The organism is Leptospira abararensis (genome assembly GCF_016918735.1).
In the GTDB taxonomy this organism is placed as follows: Bacteria; Spirochaetota; Leptospiria; order Leptospirales; family Leptospiraceae; genus Leptospira_A; species Leptospira_A abararensis.
This window is the reverse complement of the sequence record NZ_JAFFPR010000007.1, coordinates 93,364-109,419: the sequence shown is the minus strand read 5'-3', so window position 1 is coordinate 109,419 and position 16,056 is coordinate 93,364. Positions and strand designations below refer to the sequence as shown.

The 16,056-nt window shown below is 40.1% G+C and carries 15 protein-coding genes; 6 read left to right on the top strand and 9 right to left on the bottom strand.

Annotated features, from left to right (window positions below; translation table 11 throughout):
• Window positions 1–47: 47 nt before the first annotated feature.
• Window positions 48–1,670, bottom strand: a complete 1,623-nt coding sequence (locus tag JWG40_RS01790) for a sensor histidine kinase (RefSeq protein WP_205284164.1) — start codon at window positions 1,668–1,670, stop codon at window positions 48–50.
• 1 nt (window position 1,671) lies between these two features.
• Window positions 1,672–2,619, bottom strand: a complete 948-nt coding sequence (gene ispH / locus JWG40_RS01785; protein WP_205284163.1) for a 4-hydroxy-3-methylbut-2-enyl diphosphate reductase — start codon at window positions 2,617–2,619, stop codon at window positions 1,672–1,674.
• A 237-nt stretch (window positions 2,620–2,856) separates the two neighbouring features.
• Here ispH and JWG40_RS01780 point away from each other — a divergent pair, with 237 nt between their 5' ends.
• The 3 genes from JWG40_RS01780 (at window position 2,857) to JWG40_RS01770 (ending at window position 6,485) form a co-directional block, all read left to right on the top strand.
• On the top strand, window positions 2,857–3,705 hold the full coding sequence (locus JWG40_RS01780; protein WP_002974229.1) for a flagellin N-terminal helical domain-containing protein: 849 nt from the start codon (window positions 2,857–2,859) through the stop codon (window positions 3,703–3,705).
• A gap of 99 nt (window positions 3,706–3,804) precedes the next feature.
• Window positions 3,805–5,037, top strand: coding sequence for a threonine ammonia-lyase IlvA (ilvA, locus tag JWG40_RS01775; protein ID WP_205284162.1), 1,233 nt, complete (start codon window positions 3,805–3,807; stop codon window positions 5,035–5,037).
• 470 nt (window positions 5,038–5,507) lie between these two features.
• Window positions 5,508–6,485, top strand: a complete 978-nt coding sequence (locus tag JWG40_RS01770) for an Lcl C-terminal domain-containing protein (protein WP_205284161.1) — start codon at window positions 5,508–5,510, stop codon at window positions 6,483–6,485.
• Window positions 6,486–6,563: 78 nt separating this feature from the next.
• Here the strand turns inward: JWG40_RS01770 and metW are convergent, their stop codons facing one another.
• Genes metW through JWG40_RS01755 form a run of 3 tightly spaced genes read right to left on the bottom strand, consistent with a single transcriptional unit; the run spans window position 6,564 to window position 9,627 of the window.
• Complete coding sequence (metW, locus tag JWG40_RS01765) at window positions 6,564–7,181, bottom strand: methionine biosynthesis protein MetW (protein ID WP_205284160.1); 618 nt, start codon at window positions 7,179–7,181, stop codon at window positions 6,564–6,566.
• A complete protein-coding gene (gene metX, locus JWG40_RS01760; RefSeq protein ID WP_205284159.1) occupies window positions 7,178–8,314 on the bottom strand; it encodes a homoserine O-acetyltransferase MetX in 1,137 nt (378 codons plus the stop codon). The genes metW and metX overlap by 4 nt, the downstream gene beginning before the upstream one ends.
• Before the next feature lie 8 nt (window positions 8,315–8,322).
• Window positions 8,323–9,627, bottom strand: a complete 1,305-nt coding sequence (locus tag JWG40_RS01755) for an O-acetylhomoserine aminocarboxypropyltransferase/cysteine synthase family protein (RefSeq protein ID WP_205284158.1) — start codon at window positions 9,625–9,627, stop codon at window positions 8,323–8,325.
• Between the two features lie 153 nt (window positions 9,628–9,780).
• On the opposite strand from JWG40_RS01755, the gene JWG40_RS01750 reads away from it, so the two are divergent.
• Window positions 9,781–11,379 carry a hypothetical protein gene (locus JWG40_RS01750; protein WP_205284157.1) on the top strand — a complete coding sequence of 533 codons (1,599 nt, stop codon included), beginning with the start codon at window positions 9,781–9,783 and terminating at the stop codon, window positions 11,377–11,379.
• On the opposite strand, the gene JWG40_RS01745 is transcribed toward JWG40_RS01750, so the two are convergent.
• The 4 genes from JWG40_RS01745 to JWG40_RS01730 form a co-directional block, all read right to left on the bottom strand.
• Window positions 11,369–12,085 (bottom strand): RsmE family RNA methyltransferase, encoded by a 717-nt coding sequence (locus JWG40_RS01745; RefSeq protein ID WP_205284156.1) that lies wholly within the window; start codon window positions 12,083–12,085, stop codon window positions 11,369–11,371. The two genes, JWG40_RS01750 and JWG40_RS01745, sit on opposite strands and share 11 nt — an antisense overlap.
• Window positions 12,086–12,088: 3 nt before the next feature.
• The gene (locus JWG40_RS01740; RefSeq protein WP_205284155.1) at window positions 12,089–12,517 is read right to left on the bottom strand and encodes a hypothetical protein; all 429 of its coding nucleotides are present in this window, start codon (window positions 12,515–12,517) and stop codon (window positions 12,089–12,091) included.
• 52 nt (window positions 12,518–12,569) lie between these two features.
• On the bottom strand, window positions 12,570–13,403 hold the full coding sequence (gene fcpB / locus JWG40_RS01735; protein WP_205284154.1) for a flagellar-coiling protein FcpB: 834 nt from the start codon (window positions 13,401–13,403) through the stop codon (window positions 12,570–12,572).
• 121 nt (window positions 13,404–13,524) lie between these two features.
• Window positions 13,525–14,775: an AAA family ATPase gene (locus tag JWG40_RS01730; protein WP_205284304.1), complete on the bottom strand. Its 1,251-nt coding sequence runs from the start codon at window positions 14,773–14,775 to the stop codon at window positions 13,525–13,527.
• An 87-nt stretch (window positions 14,776–14,862) separates the two neighbouring features.
• Between JWG40_RS01730 and fliN the strand changes: the two genes are divergently transcribed.
• Both fliN and JWG40_RS01720 read left to right on the top strand, forming a co-directional pair.
• Window positions 14,863–15,381, top strand: a complete 519-nt coding sequence (gene fliN, locus JWG40_RS01725) for a flagellar motor switch protein FliN (RefSeq protein ID WP_205284303.1) — start codon at window positions 14,863–14,865, stop codon at window positions 15,379–15,381.
• 32 nt (window positions 15,382–15,413) lie between these two features.
• Entirely contained in the window at window positions 15,414–15,857 is a 444-nt protein-coding gene (locus JWG40_RS01720) for a GNAT family N-acetyltransferase (RefSeq protein ID WP_205284153.1), read from the top strand.
• Window positions 15,858–16,056 lie beyond the last annotated feature (199 nt).

Sequence of the window (16,056 nt, the reverse complement as noted above, 5' to 3'; positions counted from 1 at the left end):
TAGATTATCGGAAATCCTACGGGAGAATTCTACAGGGTTCAATTCCTTTATTTTATTATTTCAGGTAACTTGAGTTTAAAATTGGATCCTTGTCCTAATTGAGAAGTGAGTTCGATGCTACCCCCAAGCCGAATTGCAAGCCCTTGGGAAATGGAGAGGCCAAGACCTGTCCCTTCAATATTTCCATCGTCGTTTAACCGAGTGAAGGTATGAAAAACTCGATTTTGATCTTCTTCTGAGATTCCTGGCCCAAAATCTCGGACTGAAATTCCAAGTAGGTCACCGGCCCATTCACAATCCAACTCAATGTAAGGATGGTTTGCATATTTAATCGCATTGGAAATCAGATTTAATAGGATTTGTTGGATTTTGCCTGAGTCAGAGGTTATCGTTTTTGATTGTAAGGGGGGGCGGAATCGAATCTCCATCCCTTTGGCATTTGCCTGCGGTTGGACTAAATCCAATGTTTGGCGACATAGATCTTCTGGTTTAAACGTTGTTAACTGGATCTTAATTTGACCTGACTCAATTTTCATTAGACTTAGGATTTCGTTGATCATACTCAGAAGCCGAGTTCCCCCTGTATAAATATAATTTAAATACTCTTTCCCGGTTGCATCGGCGTCCGGTAATTGAATGAGTTTTGAAAATCCAATGATCGAATTTAAAGGAGTCCTCAATTCGTGGCTCATATGGGCTAAAAATTCTGTTTTGGCTCGGTAGGCACGCTCCAATTCTTCTTTGGTTTTGGTGAGAGCAACAGTTCGTTCTAAAATCAAAGATTCTAAAGTGGATTTGTAGTGATTGAGTTCCGCAAGATCCAAATCTCTTTGAACAAAAAGTCCCATCCAGCGACTTACAGTTTGATAGATCAAAAGGTTTTCATGTTGGATCGGAGAGTTTTGTTTGTATTTTAAAAAACCCATTACTCCTAAAAACTGATTCTCAAAGAGAACGGGAATGAGTAGGAGAGTTTCTGCTTTGGTTTGGTCAAAGAACCACTTTTCTCGGGACATTGCTTTGCCTTGAGTCAAATAGATTGTTTTGCCCCTTTTTAGTTTATGGATCCAACGTCCGAGACCTAAATCATACCAATCTTCGTTTTGAAGTTCTTGGGGTAATAACGGGTATTTGGTGGTTTTTCGCTCATTGACCCAAATTTGAAGTCGATCCTTTTGATCAATAAATTCGTATTTTAAGAAAAAAATAGAATCCATTTCTGTGAAGTATAATAACTGATAAAGAGCATGTGGTAAGCCTTCTCTGATGGAAGGTTGTTGGATTAAAATTTGGATGGAGGAAGCAACACCTAATTCAAATCGTAACCTCCAAGCAATTTCCTCTTCTTGTCTTTGTTTGGTGGTTATATCTTTGATGAAAAATTTCGTATATTCTTTATTCTTTTTTCCATCCGGAAATTGAAATTTTCCAAAAGATGTTTCAAGAATGGTCCCATTGGTCTTATAGATAAGTTCTGTTGAATAGTCTGACTTATCTATCTTTTGGCAAAGAAATCCATCTAAGTCAAATCCAGATTCTAAAGATAAAAAAGCCTGATTTTTAATAATGATTTCAAACTTTTTCGATGAGCGATCGATTGATAAAATACTGGTTCCCGAGTCATCACCTTCTAAAGAAGCTTTTAGTAATGACCAAGGATCCAAATCCATATTAATATTGTTTGAGTAGTTCTTTAGGAAGTTTAAAACTCATAGTATCTTCCCGGCTTTCCGGATATAAAGATACTTTGGCCTCAGGGAAGTGTTTTAAGATTTCTCCCACAATTTCATCCACAAGGATTTGGGGACTGGAAGCTCCCGCAGTAATTCCCAGTATTTGGATTCCTGCATTTTTAATATGATCGGGGTCTACGTCTTCTTTTCGAGATATCTGGAAACTTGCCGGTCTTGTTTTTTTTGCTAATTGGCAAAGGCGTACGGAGTTTGAAGAATTTTCTGCTCCAATGACCAACATGGCATCTACAGATTCTAACATAGATTGTACTGCTTCTTGTCGTTCTGTTGTCGCATAACAAATATCATCTTTTTGTGGATGTTCCACATATGGGAAAACTTCTTCAATTTTTTTTACAATATTTTTTGTATCTGCTACAGAAAGGGTTGTCTGCATTAAATAAGTGAGTGGTTTTTCTTTGGTAACTTTTTCTTTTATGTTTTCCACATCTTCTGGTGATTCTACAAGAAACATATGGGCTTCTCCCATGGTTCCGATGGCTTCGTCATGACCTCTGTGACCAATGTAGATGATTTGGTGTGTGTCTTTTAGGTTACGGGCTTTTTTGTGGACCCTGGTGACAAGTGGGCAGGTGGCATCCCCAATTTTCATTTTTCGCTGGGTGGCTTCTTTTACCACCTCGGGAGAAACCCCGTGGGCCGAAAACACAACTGTCGCCCCATCTGGAACTTCTTTCAGTTCATCGATGAACTGAATTCCTTTTTTCTTCATTTCCTCGACAACACGTTGGTTGTGAACGATTTCTTTACGAACATAGAGGGGTTCGGCTGGGTTTTCTTGGAATGCTGTTTCCACATAGGATATGGCATACTTCACTCCTGCACAAAATCCACGGGGGTTTGCTAGATAAATGGTCTTTAACACGTAAAAAGCCTGCCTTTTTTTAGAAATCCACTTCCATAGATTTACTAGGACATATTTTAGAAAAGGGGAAGTTCTATTTTTATTCAAATTTTATTTCTTTTTCCCTATTATCCTCCCTACCGGAATGACCGATCCTTATCTTGAAAGGGCCAAGGATGGCCTCTTCGAAAATTCATCAATTTCTCGGACTCGATTGGTTTTCGGGTGGCGAGAGAACGGATTCAAGGAGGAACCCGGATGATTATCAACCACAACGTAAGTGCGATCTTTGCACACAGAACTTTGAAGTCTAACGACGCGAACCTGAGCAAAGATATCGAAAAGTTGTCTTCTGGTATGCGTATTAACAAAGCAGGAGATGACGCATCTGGACTTGCAGTGTCTGAGAAAATGAGAACTCAGATTGCTGGTCTTCGACGTGCAGAACAGAATACTGAAGATGGTATGTCCCTCATTCAAACGGCGGAAGGATATCTTCAAGAAACACACGAAATCGTTCAACGCGTTCGTGTACTCGCGGTGCAAGCTGCGAACGGTATCTACTCGGAAGAAGATAGACAACAGATCCAAGTCGAGGTTTCACAGCTAGTGGACGAGATCGATCGTATTGCTTCTCAAGCAGAATTCAATAAAATGAAACTGCTTACAGGAGCTTTTGCTCGACTCAACCCAACTGCTAGTATGTGGTTCCATATTGGAGCTAACATGCACCAAAGAGAGCGCGTGTACATTGAAACAATGAACACTGCGGCATTGGGATTAAGAAACCCTACGGTTCTTACTTTCATCTCTCTTTCGACTGCAGGTAAAGCAAACTCCGTGATCGGACTTTGTGATGATGCCCTAAGAGTGATCTCTAAACAAAGAGCTGACCTTGGTGCTTATTACAACCGTATGGAGCATGCTGCGAAAGGACTTATGAATGCTTATGAAAACACACAAGCTTCTGAGTCTCGTATCCGTGATACTGACATGGCTGAACAAATGACCAGTTTCACGAGATACCAAATCTTAACTCAGGCTGCAACTTCAATGCTCGCGCAAGCGAACATGAAGTCTCAGTCAGTGATGAGATTGCTCCAGTAATAGGATAAGAGAGACCAAAGGTTGGGCAGGGTGGTTGGGGCCCGTCTTTGGTTTCTCGATTTTCTTTTTTCCTTCACAAAATTATAAATCCAAAACTACATGAAATTAGATATCGATTCAGCCTACAAAGTACTCCAATCGATTGTATTCAAAACTCCGCTTCAATTCCATTCGAAATTATCTGCAACTTTCAGTGCAAAAATATATATCAAACGGGAAGACTTACAAGTAGTTCGATCTTATAAAATTCGAGGTGCTTACAATTTAATTCAAAGTTTAAATCAAGAAGAAAGGAAACGAGGAGTGGTTTGCGCGAGTGCTGGAAACCATGCACAAGGTGTTGCTTTCTCGTGTAAACTTTTGCATATCCATGGTGTGATTTATATGCCGGCTATCACTCCTAAACAGAAGATCAACCAAGTCAAAATGTTTGGTGGAGATTGGATTGAAATTGTACTTGTGGGAGATACCTTTGACGAATGCCAATTCGTTGCTCTTGAATTTGCCGAAGCCAGTAAAAAAGTATTCATTCCGCCTTTTGATCATATCAAAATTATGGAGGGGCAAGGTACTGTAGCTAAAGAAATTTTAGAAGAAGAGTCTAATATAGATTATGTATTTGTTCCAGTAGGTGGGGGAGGACTCTCTGCAGGACTCGGGAGTTATTTCAAAGAACATTCTCCAAATACAAAAATCATCGGCGTGGAGCCAACGGGAGCACCCTCCATGACAGAAGCTCTCAAACAAGGAAATCCAGTTACTTTAGAGAAGATTCAAAAATTTGTGGATGGAGCTTCCGTAAAAAAAGTGGGAGATCTAACTTTCCCCATTTGTAAAGAGGTTCTAACCGATATGTTACTCGTTCCTGAAGGGAAGGTTAGTTCCACATTACTAAAATTATATAATGAAGATGCAATCGTTGCTGAACCTGCAGGAGCTCTTAGTATTTCAGCCCTTGACCAATATGCGGATCAAATTCGTGGTAAAAAGGTGGTATGTATCTTAAGTGGTGGAAATAACGACATCGATCGGATGCAAGAAATCAAAGAACGATCGCTCTTGTATGAAGGGTTGAAACATTATTTCATTGTAAGATTTGCACAGAGACCCGGAGCTCTCAAACAATTTGTCAATGAGATTTTGGGACCAAATGATGATATCGTCAGATTTGAATTCATTCAAAAGAATAATAAAGAATCGGGACCAGCCCTCATTGGAATCGAGTTAAAAACTAAGAACGATTTCCAAACTCTAATACAAAGGATGGATGCGTTTCATCTCAACTATACCTTGGTCAATCAGGATGAAAATCTTTTCGAATATTTAGTTTAGTCGAATAACACATTTCATATATTTATTGTTAGCCGATGTTGATTCCATTTTTGTGCCTGAAATTCTAAAGCCAATGATTGACCTTGATTTCGAAATCCACTCATTCATTATTAGAACATATTTTCAGTAAATCCCTAAAGAATTCTCGAATTTGTTCGATACATTTAATGATTGAAGAATCGCCGTACAGCTAAAAAGCCCGGAGTGATTGCCGGGCTTTTTTACAAAATATGAACTTTTAAGAATAAAAATCCATACACTTCGCAAAGGGTTTTCCTTTTTACAGCTTTCGTGGTAAACAGGCGTTATTGGGTGGCGGGTGGATAACCCCACCCAGTTCGATTAGGGCGGGGAAAGTATACCGTTGTATGTCCCATATCCCACCACAGATTCCTTTATCCAAAACAGAAAACTATCATTGAATTCAAACGATTCTTTGAAAGCATTGGCTTCGATAGAGAATCTTCACATTGTTAAACTTTCTGACACTTCCCATTTATCGAGTTCTCATATTAGGTATTTTCGTTCTCGCGGTTTCTTGTAAGCCTGACTGGAAAAAAAATGCGGGAGATCCCAATACTGGGGAGTTTTGGGAGACTCGGCTTACGGAAGAATGGATCGTTGCTCACCCACGTCCCTTTACCATCCGGGGAACGGTCACAGGTCTTAACAATTCAAATCTCACGATCCTTTCTCCATCTGATGGAAGTTATATGACAGTATCTTCAAATGGTTATTTTGAAATGGCCGTTTTTGCCTCTCCCAAATACATCCAACTCAATTTCCCGACACAACCTATTGATGTGCACTGCGTGGTCTGGGATCGGGGTATCTGGACTGGCGATGGATTTATCAATACAAAGATTACATGTCCCTTTGTCCGCACAGTTGTTAGTGGTAAAACTCTTCTTTGGGATCGATGTACTTACGGGTCGTCATGGAATCCTGATGGAACAAGCATTGGTGTAGGGAAGGGCGATTGTTCTATCGGTGCTGCTCAAGCTCTTCGCTTTTGTACTGCCTCTGAAGGGTATAATTCTACAACCAATCCCAATGCTTGCAATGGTGGCGTAAATACTCAGTTAGCAAATATTGGCCCTGTCTTTCAATCTTGTTTGAATCGATATTCCACCAACGCTTATGGTCGAAACAATTGGCGGCTTCCCTTCTTTGCTGAAATGTTTTCTGTGATTCGTTGTAGTGCGACCAATACAGGTATTATTACTGGAGAAGATGGTTGTAGCACAGTTGGGGATATGACAAAGTATGCTGGTGCTACTGCAGACCCCATTCTATTTCCCAATGCACAAGCTTCCAGGTATTGGAGCTCGCAAACCTTTCAGGCATTAGGTGATGAACAGGCCTATATGGTCGATTTTAATATAGGGAATCAGTCTTATGAATTTAAGGATGCCACTGGATTTGCCCGATGTGTTTCCGAGAATTGATCCATCCCAAATACCAATTTAAGTCGGAGTTTGATTGTATAAAAATATTCAACTTTAAGTGTTGCGTGCGCTCTGCTTTTAAGCCCGAATTACAAATAATGCCAACGTAGCAAATAAATTTGGAAATAATTTGATCTGTCTTGTCCGATTAAAAAACGCTCTATGTAAAACTTTGATTCTTTCGAATTCGCAGAAATCCTCGAAGTCCTGACCTGACAAGTAATGTAAGTTCGGCGTGTCATACCAGTGAAAAGGCATAAGCTCTGTCACTGGCGTTTTTCCACTAAGGAGAATAGAAGAACGAATTTGCCAATGGGAAAAATTGGGAAATACGATGAGGACTTGTTTTCCAATCCGCAGACATTCTTTGATGATCTCACCAGGGTTTAAGGTCTGTTGTATGGTTTGGTTGAGAATGACAAAATCAAAGCTATGATCCAAATGGTGTTTTAGTCCGTCATCGATATCGCCATGGTGAACATATAAACTTTTTTTTACACATTGGATGATACATTTGTCGTCTTTTTCGATTCCCTGAACACGAACCCCTTTATTCTTTAGGATTAACATCAGTTCGCCGTAACCACAACCCAAATCTAAAACTCTTTCTCCTGGTTTGATTAAATTCGCAATATAAGAGATATCGGGGCGATTTTTTAGATCTAAACCGAGGGCTTCATTCGTATGAATATTCATAGGAAAACTCCTTCGTCTGTAGAGCTCAAAAAATCTCTTAGGATAGAATCTTGTTGTTCACTTGGTAATAAAAAACTATCATGTCCGGCGGGATTGTTGAGTTCTACGAAACTAACAGGAACTGCATTGACTTCCAATGACTTCACAATTTCTTCCGATTGGTAAGGAGGATACAACCAATCCGAAGTGTAAGCGACTACTAAGAATCGGCACCTAACTTTCGATAGAACTTTGGTCAGTTCTTTTCCTGTTCCCAAACTAAAATGATCTAAAGCTTTGGTTACATAAATATAAGAATTGGCATCGAAGCGGTCCACAAAAGATTCCCCTTGATAGATCAGATAACTTCCAACTGCAAAGTCCGTAGATTGGATATTTCCCTTGGGTGGTTTACGACCAAATTTTTCTCGCATCATTTCATCACTTAAATAAGTGATATGTCCCATCATCCGAGCAAGTGCGAGTCCCTTAGAGGGTCTATTTTCTTGAGTGTACAAACCCTGATTCCAGTTAGGATCAGATAAGATTGCCTGTCTTCCTACTTCATTAAAAGCAATTTGTTGTGCAGAATGTTCGGAAGAGGAGGCCATGACGATACAATTTTTCAATCGATCAGGATAAGCGACTGACCATTGTAAGGCTTGCATACCTCCCATCGAACCACCAGCAACAGCAAATAATTTATGAATTCCAAAAAAACTGATTAATTTTTCTTGAGCGCCTACCATATCCCCAATCGAAACAAAGGGAAATGTAGATTGAAAGGGTTTGCCATTTTTCCCGTTAATGGTAAGGGGGCCACTTGATCCTTTGCAGCCTCCTATCACATTAGAAGAAATGATAAAGTAACGATTGGTATCGAATGCTTTACCGGGCCCTATATAATAGTCCCAGTATCCAGGGCGTTTGTCACCCTCATGAAAACCTGCAGCGTGTGCATCTCCCGAAAGGGCGTGACAAACTAGAATGGCATTGTCTTTTTTTTCGTTGAGAGTGCCGTAGGTTTCATAGGCAATTTCGAGAGGAGTGATGGTCTCACCCCCCTCTAAGGTAAAAGATTCAAATTTGGCAACTTGAGTCTGTACGATACCTACGGATCCGTGGGAAAACTCGTTCTGTTCGGAGGTAGGCATAGTCTTAATCAGATTTTTTTTAATGCCTCTTCCAAGTCTACCAGAATGTCATCAATGTTTTCAAGTCCTACGCTCAAACGAACAAATCCAGGAGTCACTCCCGCAGAAATTTGTTCATCTCCTGTCAACTGTTGGTGGGTTGTGGAAGCCGGGTGGATGGCTAGGGACTTCGCATCACCAATGTTAGCTAGGAGACTGAAAAGTTCGAGCCCATCGATGAATTTTTTAGCCTTTTCCACGCCACCTTTGATCTCAAATCCTACGATTGCCCCAAAGAGTCCACGTTCATGGTACTTTTTGGCAATTGCATAGTTTTTATCCGTAGTAAGGCCAGGATAATTAACCCATTCTACTTTTGGATGTTTGGATAAAAATTCTGCAACTTTCAATGCATTTGCCGAATGACGTTCCATACGAAGAGGAAGTGTTTCCACACCTTGAATGATTTGCCAAGCATTGAATGGAGAAATGGCAGGACCAAGATCTCTTAGGCCTTGCACTCTCGCCTTTAAAATAAAAGCAATGTTCACTCCACCAAAAGGTTCGAACTTACCAAATACTTCCCAAAATTTCAAACCGTGGTAAGATGGATCTGGTTCTGTAAAATTTTTGAATTTTCCATTTCCCCAATTGAAACTACCACCATCAACGATGATCCCGCCAATAGAGGTTCCATGCCCCCCTAAAAATTTAGTGAGAGAGTGAACCACGATATCAGCTCCATGTTTCAATGGGTTCACTAAATAAGGAGATGGCATGGTGTTATCAATCACTAGCGGAACTCCCACTTCTTTAGCAACTTTACTGACTGCGGCAATGTCTAGTGTGTCTAGTTTTGGATTTCCTAAAGTTTCGGCATAAAAAGCTCTTGTTTTATCATTGGATGCTTTTCGGAAGTTTTCTGGATCTGATTGGTCTACGAAGTGTACTTTAATTCCGAGTTTTGGAAAAGTATAGTGGAGTAGGTTATAAGTCCCACCATATAGGGATGAGGAAGCCACAATTTCTTGTCCGGTTTCAACGATATTCAAAAGTGCTAACAACTCTGCACTCTGACCAGATGCGGTTGCGAGTGCCGCTACACCACCTTCTAATGCTGCCACCCGTTTCTCTAAAACGTCAGTGGTTGGATTCATAAGGCGTGTGTAGATATTTCCAAATTCTTGAAGACCAAAGAGGCGTGCTGCATGGTCTGTATCCTTAAATACATAAGATGTGGTTTGGTACAAAGGTACAGCTCTCGATGTTGTAGTCGGATCCGGCTCTTGTCCTCCGTGGAGTGCGATGGTTTCTTGTTTAAAATTACGTGGCATATTTTCCCCCGATGGTCTAACCATTTATGCCGCATCCATCTTATTTGTCAACAGAATATCCAATAAAATAGAATATTGTTCTGTTTTATTGGATATGGGCAGAGGAGATTATTTCTTATTTTCAAGGCAAAATCATACGATAATGTTCGTATCGTGAAGAAATACAGTCTGATTCAAATCCTAGGACTTCTATTCCTCTTACCCTTACTTACATTGGAAGCACAAGTATGGGTTCCTACAGGAACTGAATCCAGACGAGCTTCTGCTTTACAGTTTGATGCCGGTGGATCTAGCTTCCAGAAAGACTACTACGGATATGTATCACCCAATTTCACTTATAATCATGGAAGTAATTTCGGGTACTCCTTTTCTCTTCCCATCAACGCACTTGCTGTCGATAAGGATCCTCTCCAATTGGATAGTAAAGCTGGAAAAATTCGGGAAATGGATTACAACAGTAAAAATGATTATTCAAGAGTACTGAATTATATTTCTTACGGAACTTATAACAACCAAGTTCCAGGGAAAGTGACTTTCTCTGCTTACACAGGTAAGATGGTCGATGGGTATATTGGTCACGGAACCATTGTGAACAAATACCAAAGTTCTTCTCGGTTTGATTCTTACAATCCGGGCGTCATGGCAGACTTAAACACTGATTACATTGGTGTTCAGTATTTTGCCAATTCTGTTGTGAATTTCGAAGTAAACGCAGCTAGAGTTTATATCAAACCGTTGGCAATTGGAAAATCATTATTTTCTTTATTTGATAAATCTTCTGATGTGGCTTACCTAATGAATCTAAGGGGTAATGTCCTGGATGAATCGGGTCGTTTGAGTGTAGAGGAAGAAGCGGGTAGCGAAGAATCCAAAAATAAAAAAACAGAAGAGGCACGAAAAAAAGATATTCGGCCCATTAACAAAGATTCTCGAATGGAACTTGTCGATAACGATCCATGGTATAACCGTTTAACGATAGGTTATACAAGAGCATGGGACAGAGCAGCCCCTGTTCAAATGTCTTATAATACGAATGGATCGCCAGTAACGGAAAAGAATTTAGACAATCCAAAGACCACCCAAGTCACCCGTGCCTCTGTAGAAGGGATGGATATTGAATATAGACTTTTGAATCTCCCTTTTGTAGAGTTCACTCCCTACTTAGACTTTAATAAAATCAAGGGACTCGATGGTGCCCAAGGAACTCATTACGGAAGTATCTTTCGTTTAGGAACCAAGGATTTAAATATCATTTTAAAACCTGAGTTCCGTCAAATGACAGCCAATTATGCTCCGATGTATTTTGATAGTTTTTATGAAGTGGAACGATTTCAAAAGTTTCCAGTTTCTGCTCCCCTTCGTCCCAAATACGATTATTTAGAAAATCAGTCCAATGCCAAAGTAACCGGTTACTACCATACGGTTTATATCAATTTTTATCATTTAGGTTTTGAATTTGCAGTTGAGGATTACGGTCTCAAAGGAAATAAACGTGTGTTTGCTGCCGCCTATATTCCGCTAGGCTCCTCTTTTTTAATGTCTTTTTATTATACAAAAAAAGGTCATGAATCACAAGGGAAAGCTTTCGAATTGGATAACAACACTCAGGCTGCTGCTGAAATTTCAAAATCTTTTGGTCCCATTGTTCTTAGATTACAAAACTATCGTAAATACTATTTAGATAGTAGCGAAAAGTCTTTTGTGAGTATCGATGAAATTCGATTTTTAGTTTCTGGTGGAATTAGCTTCTAAATAACTGGTGTAATAAAGCAGAGTAGGCAAACTCCGTTCTTAAATTAATTTTCCCCAAACTCATCATTGGAAATCCATTCTTCTGAAAGAATAAAATATCATCCGGTTTCCACCCCGATTCAGGTCCAAATACAAATAGAATTTCTTTTGCAACTTCCTCAGGATTTGGAAGAGTTTGAATCGATTTTTCACCTTCTCTGTCTAGAATGTAAATTTTTCTTTCCTGCAATTTCAAAAATTGTTTCCAGGATGTTGTTCTTTCCTGAACCACGGAAGGGAGCCGGCTATTCCCTGTTTGGCTAACTCCAGTCTCTAGATAAGAATTTGTATCTTTATTATAAACAGGTGAGGTCCAATATTCTTTATTCTTAGATTCTGTGGAATAAAAATAAAGAGTATCTACTCCATAAGCTCCGGCCAAATGTAATAGTTTTTTTCCCGTTTGTGGTCTCGGAAGTGAAAAGAAGGTTTGGATCCCTAAGGGATTTAGAATGTCGGGTAGGGATTTTTCTTTTTGTAAGCTAGTCGAGGTTTCTTTTGTGGATTCGATTTTAAAAAGGAAATTTCCAAAGTTCGGAATCACCACCTGAATGGCATCGCCCACTTCCTTTTTTAAAACGGTTTTGATGTGAGTATGTCTTTCTCCATAAATTTGGACCAAACCATTTTGGTTTAGCTCTACCTCGTATACAACAAGCCAATTCAATTGTTAGATCTCGTAGGTCGGTTTGGATGGAGGAAGCAATTCTTCTTCTGGTTCAGATTCGGATTCTTTGTTTTGCTCTTCCTCAATGGGACTTTGGATTTGATTCTCATTTAACACTGGTTTTTCTGTCTCAGGTAAGGACCATTTCCAAAAATACAAAAATAGAATAGTAAAGAGGATGATAGGAATCAAACGAAACTCTCGCTTCTTTGGCCCTTGTTTTGATTTTAAATAATCAATGGGTGCGTAGAGTAAATCTAGAAATAGTTCTTTGTAACTTTGAAAAGAAGGTTGAAAGTGAAAGGATGGAATTGGTTCGGAAGGATGTTGTGAATCTTCCGACGACTCCAAATCAGGAATAAATGTAAATCTGTGAGAACAAACGGGACATTGAACCAAAATGGTTCCCTGTGTAGCAGGGAACCGTAACATCGTGGAACAATTCGGACATTGTCTAACGAGATTCAATTAAGAACCTGCGTTCTTAGTATTTTAAAGAACTCTTCAATGCTTCTACGTTTTTCTTATAATGTTTATTCGAATCTCGATCGTTATAATCGAAAAGTTTTGTAAACAGTTTGTCGAAGTAGTCCAAGTTTTTGAAGTAGAATTGTTTTTTGAAATTATTTCTAATCGGGTTTGTTTTTGTGTTCTCTACGTTTGCGAGAATGTATTTACCAACACCTTTTTCAGAAGGAGTTTCTGGAGTTCCCCAAACAGGATAGTCATCATGTTGGTAGAACAATTCGATTTTATCATTATGTGCTGGAGCCCCATTCGGCGCAACGTCAGCAATTACAGAGATAACTTTGTCTTCTAACAAAAAGTTGTTTTGGTAAATGTAAGTTCTAATTTTAGTTAGGTTTCTCGGCTGTTCTTTTCTTGGATCTGGATCTGCATTATTGGCACCTTCAAAAAAAAGTTCCATTTTTTTGAATTTGGCACCCAGGTTTTTTCCTGAACGTCCATCTTCACTTCCAACAAAGTCAAATACTTCTAAATGCAAACAAGTGTTATCTTGCGCTTCCTGTTTGTCAGTGGCTTCACATCTTTCGCCATCAGCACTTGGTTTTCCTTTGTAAAGAACAGTGCGATGTGGAAGAGTTCTCACTCTCATTTTAAATAGAACTGTATGCAAACGGAGGCGTTTGTTCACGTCAGAGATATTTTCATCTAGTTCTTTTTCCGTCTCAGTGATGGACTTACCGGATTGAGTGGAATCAATGCCTGCTGAAGTTGAGCCTGTTTCCGAGCTACCAGTTTGAGCGAAAACCCCAAAGTTGAGCAAAAGGATGGGGAGAATTAATTTTATTTTCATGTCCGAATCTTCCTAAAAGGTTAATTTGAGGATACCAAAGAACGACCGATGGTCGTAAACAACTATCCTGTAAAAATTATCGGTAAATCTCCTAGAAGATTGAAGCCGAAACTCTTACTTTTTAGCGTTTCCATCCAAAATCTGGGAAGGATTCCAAATAAAAGGAAATCCCGGGTGCTTGCAAAATTTCCGTCTTTTCCCAGTTTTTTGTGATCCAACGACGTTCTACATAGTCGCAGTAGTCTTTTAGATTTCTGCCCGAGGCTCCTTCTAAGATTTCTGCGAGTTGTTTACGGTCGTTTTCACTTAATTGTTTGGCATACCCTTCCAAAATTTTGGCACGTTCTTCCTTGTTTGGCAAAGGAAAATAAATCTTTCTGTCAAAACGTGATAAAAGTGCGGAATCTAGATCATGTTTCCGATTGGTAGCTCCAATGGTGATCGTTCCGCTCCTTTCCGCAAAGCCGTCCAACTTTCGGAGTAGGACACTGAGTAAGTTTCTTGTGGCCTCAAAAAGTCCATCTTCCCTTGAAGTGGCAAGAGAATCGATTTCATCCAAGAATAACATACATTGAGGAAAAAGGGCAGCGGCATCAAAGACCATTGCTAGATTTTGGGAAGACTCCCCGTAATATTTACTTAAAATCGATTCGATCGGAACATAAACCATAGGAACTCCACAGAGATGGGAGACAATTTTGGCCATACTGGTTTTTCCTACCCCAGGTTCTCCTTCAAAGAGAACGGCCCGAGGAAGGTTTGGACTTGGTTTCCTGCGGGTGAGTTTGGTAATTTCAAAGAAAGGTTCCGGTTTTAGGAGTGGGAAAACCAAACTTTCTAAAATCTGGGCTTTCACTTGGTCGTAACCAAAAACAGAATCAAAACCTAAATCATTTCCTTTTGCTTTTTCCAAATGCGGATCATAGACTTCCGCTCCCAATTGGTGGAGGAGAACCCGAGGGTCTTTTGCCCCTTGGCCTTCCGTTTTTAAAAACTGAAAGAGGCTTAAGATGGTTTGGATTTCTTTGGTGGAAAAATCTCCGTGTTTGGAACACTCCACTTTCAAATCGGATTTGAAGGAAAATCGGATGCGAAACTTGCCCGCTAGGTTCTTTTGTGGGTCAAAAAGATTTTCATTTAGGGCTTGGAGGCTTAAGTAACCTTCTTCAAAATTATAGATGCGAAAGTTTTCGATATAATTTCGCACAATTCCCAGACAGTCCAAAATTCGGTCTTTGCCTGTGTTTTCTGTTCGGAATCGAAATATGGTCTCTTCTTTTTCCTGAACAAACTGGTAATGGGCATCTTTTAGTTCAGAAGCAAAGAGTTCCTTCGCTTTGAAGTAATCCGGGTGGGGAACAGAATTGGACATAAGGAACAAAATGAGGAACTTTCCCTTTTTTTTCAAGGAAGGATTTTGATTTCCTCCGACGAATACATTGGAGAGGTTGTACTAAAAATGGGTGAAGGTTCACTATCACAAGAAGACATAGACGCGCTACTCGGCGGATTTAGTGGCGGAGGGAATGCTCCTGCGGGTGGTGGTTCCGGAGGCGGTGGGGGTCTGGACGATTTGGACGCCCTCGTCGGTGGCGGTGGTGGTGACGATAATGGTCCTTCCTTTGCCGATATAGCCGCAGCCCTAGGACCTAGCGCGACTCCCTCTCCCACAAGGTCAGGTTCCAAGTCGCAGGCAAGTTCTGGAAATAATACTGCTAATCTCAATTTACTTTTAGATGTCACTCTCCAATTAACCATCGAACTGGGTCGTACCACAATGTTTATCAAAGACGTACTTCAACTCACAGAAGGTACGGTCGTAGAACTGGATAAAAACATTGGAGAAGAACTCGATATCCTTGCGAATGGAAAACTTGTGGGTCGGGGAAAACTCATCATCTTAGATGATTATTATGGGGTTCAAATCACTCAAATCGTAGATCCGATGGAAAGACTTGGTGGCCCTGCCTTTTTATAGGTTTTGGGTTTTTGCGAACGAATCTGCAAATTATGGAATTTGAATCTCCTTATACACTGGAACGGATCGAAAATCCTTCGGAAGATTTACAAACGGAACTCTGGAATCTTCTCCATGAGTTCAGTGTATCTAAGTTAGGTGACTCGAATTTGGAGAAAAAAGAGTTTTTTGCCATACTGATCAAAGACGGTGAGACACTCATCGCAGCCTCCCTCTGTTATTTATTTTTTAAAGGACTGAATTTACAACTCCTTTGGGTGGCAGAAGAAAAACGGGGGATGGACCTAGGAACAAAATTACTAAAACAAATTGAAACGGAAGCTCTCCGACTCGGTGCCACCCTTGTTTTTGGTTATTCCTTTGGTTTCCAAGCTCCCAAATTCTATACAAAACTTGGTTACGAGGAAGTGGGAAAAATTCCTAACTATCCAGAAGGCCAGAACTGCTACTTCCTTTGTAAAAAATTAGAAACCTAACTCTCTTGACAACTTTTCCCTTTGTTTCGAATCTGTATTTTATGTTAAACCTGGCCATTGTGTAGACCGCCAAAACGGTGAACTTGTTTTGGATTCCCCCGCCTAAATTCAATTAGGAGGCGGCTATCTTCGCACAGGCGGTCTATTCCCTCTCATCCACTGTTTTGGTCTCCTCTTTTTGTTTTGCCGCAAAAACTGG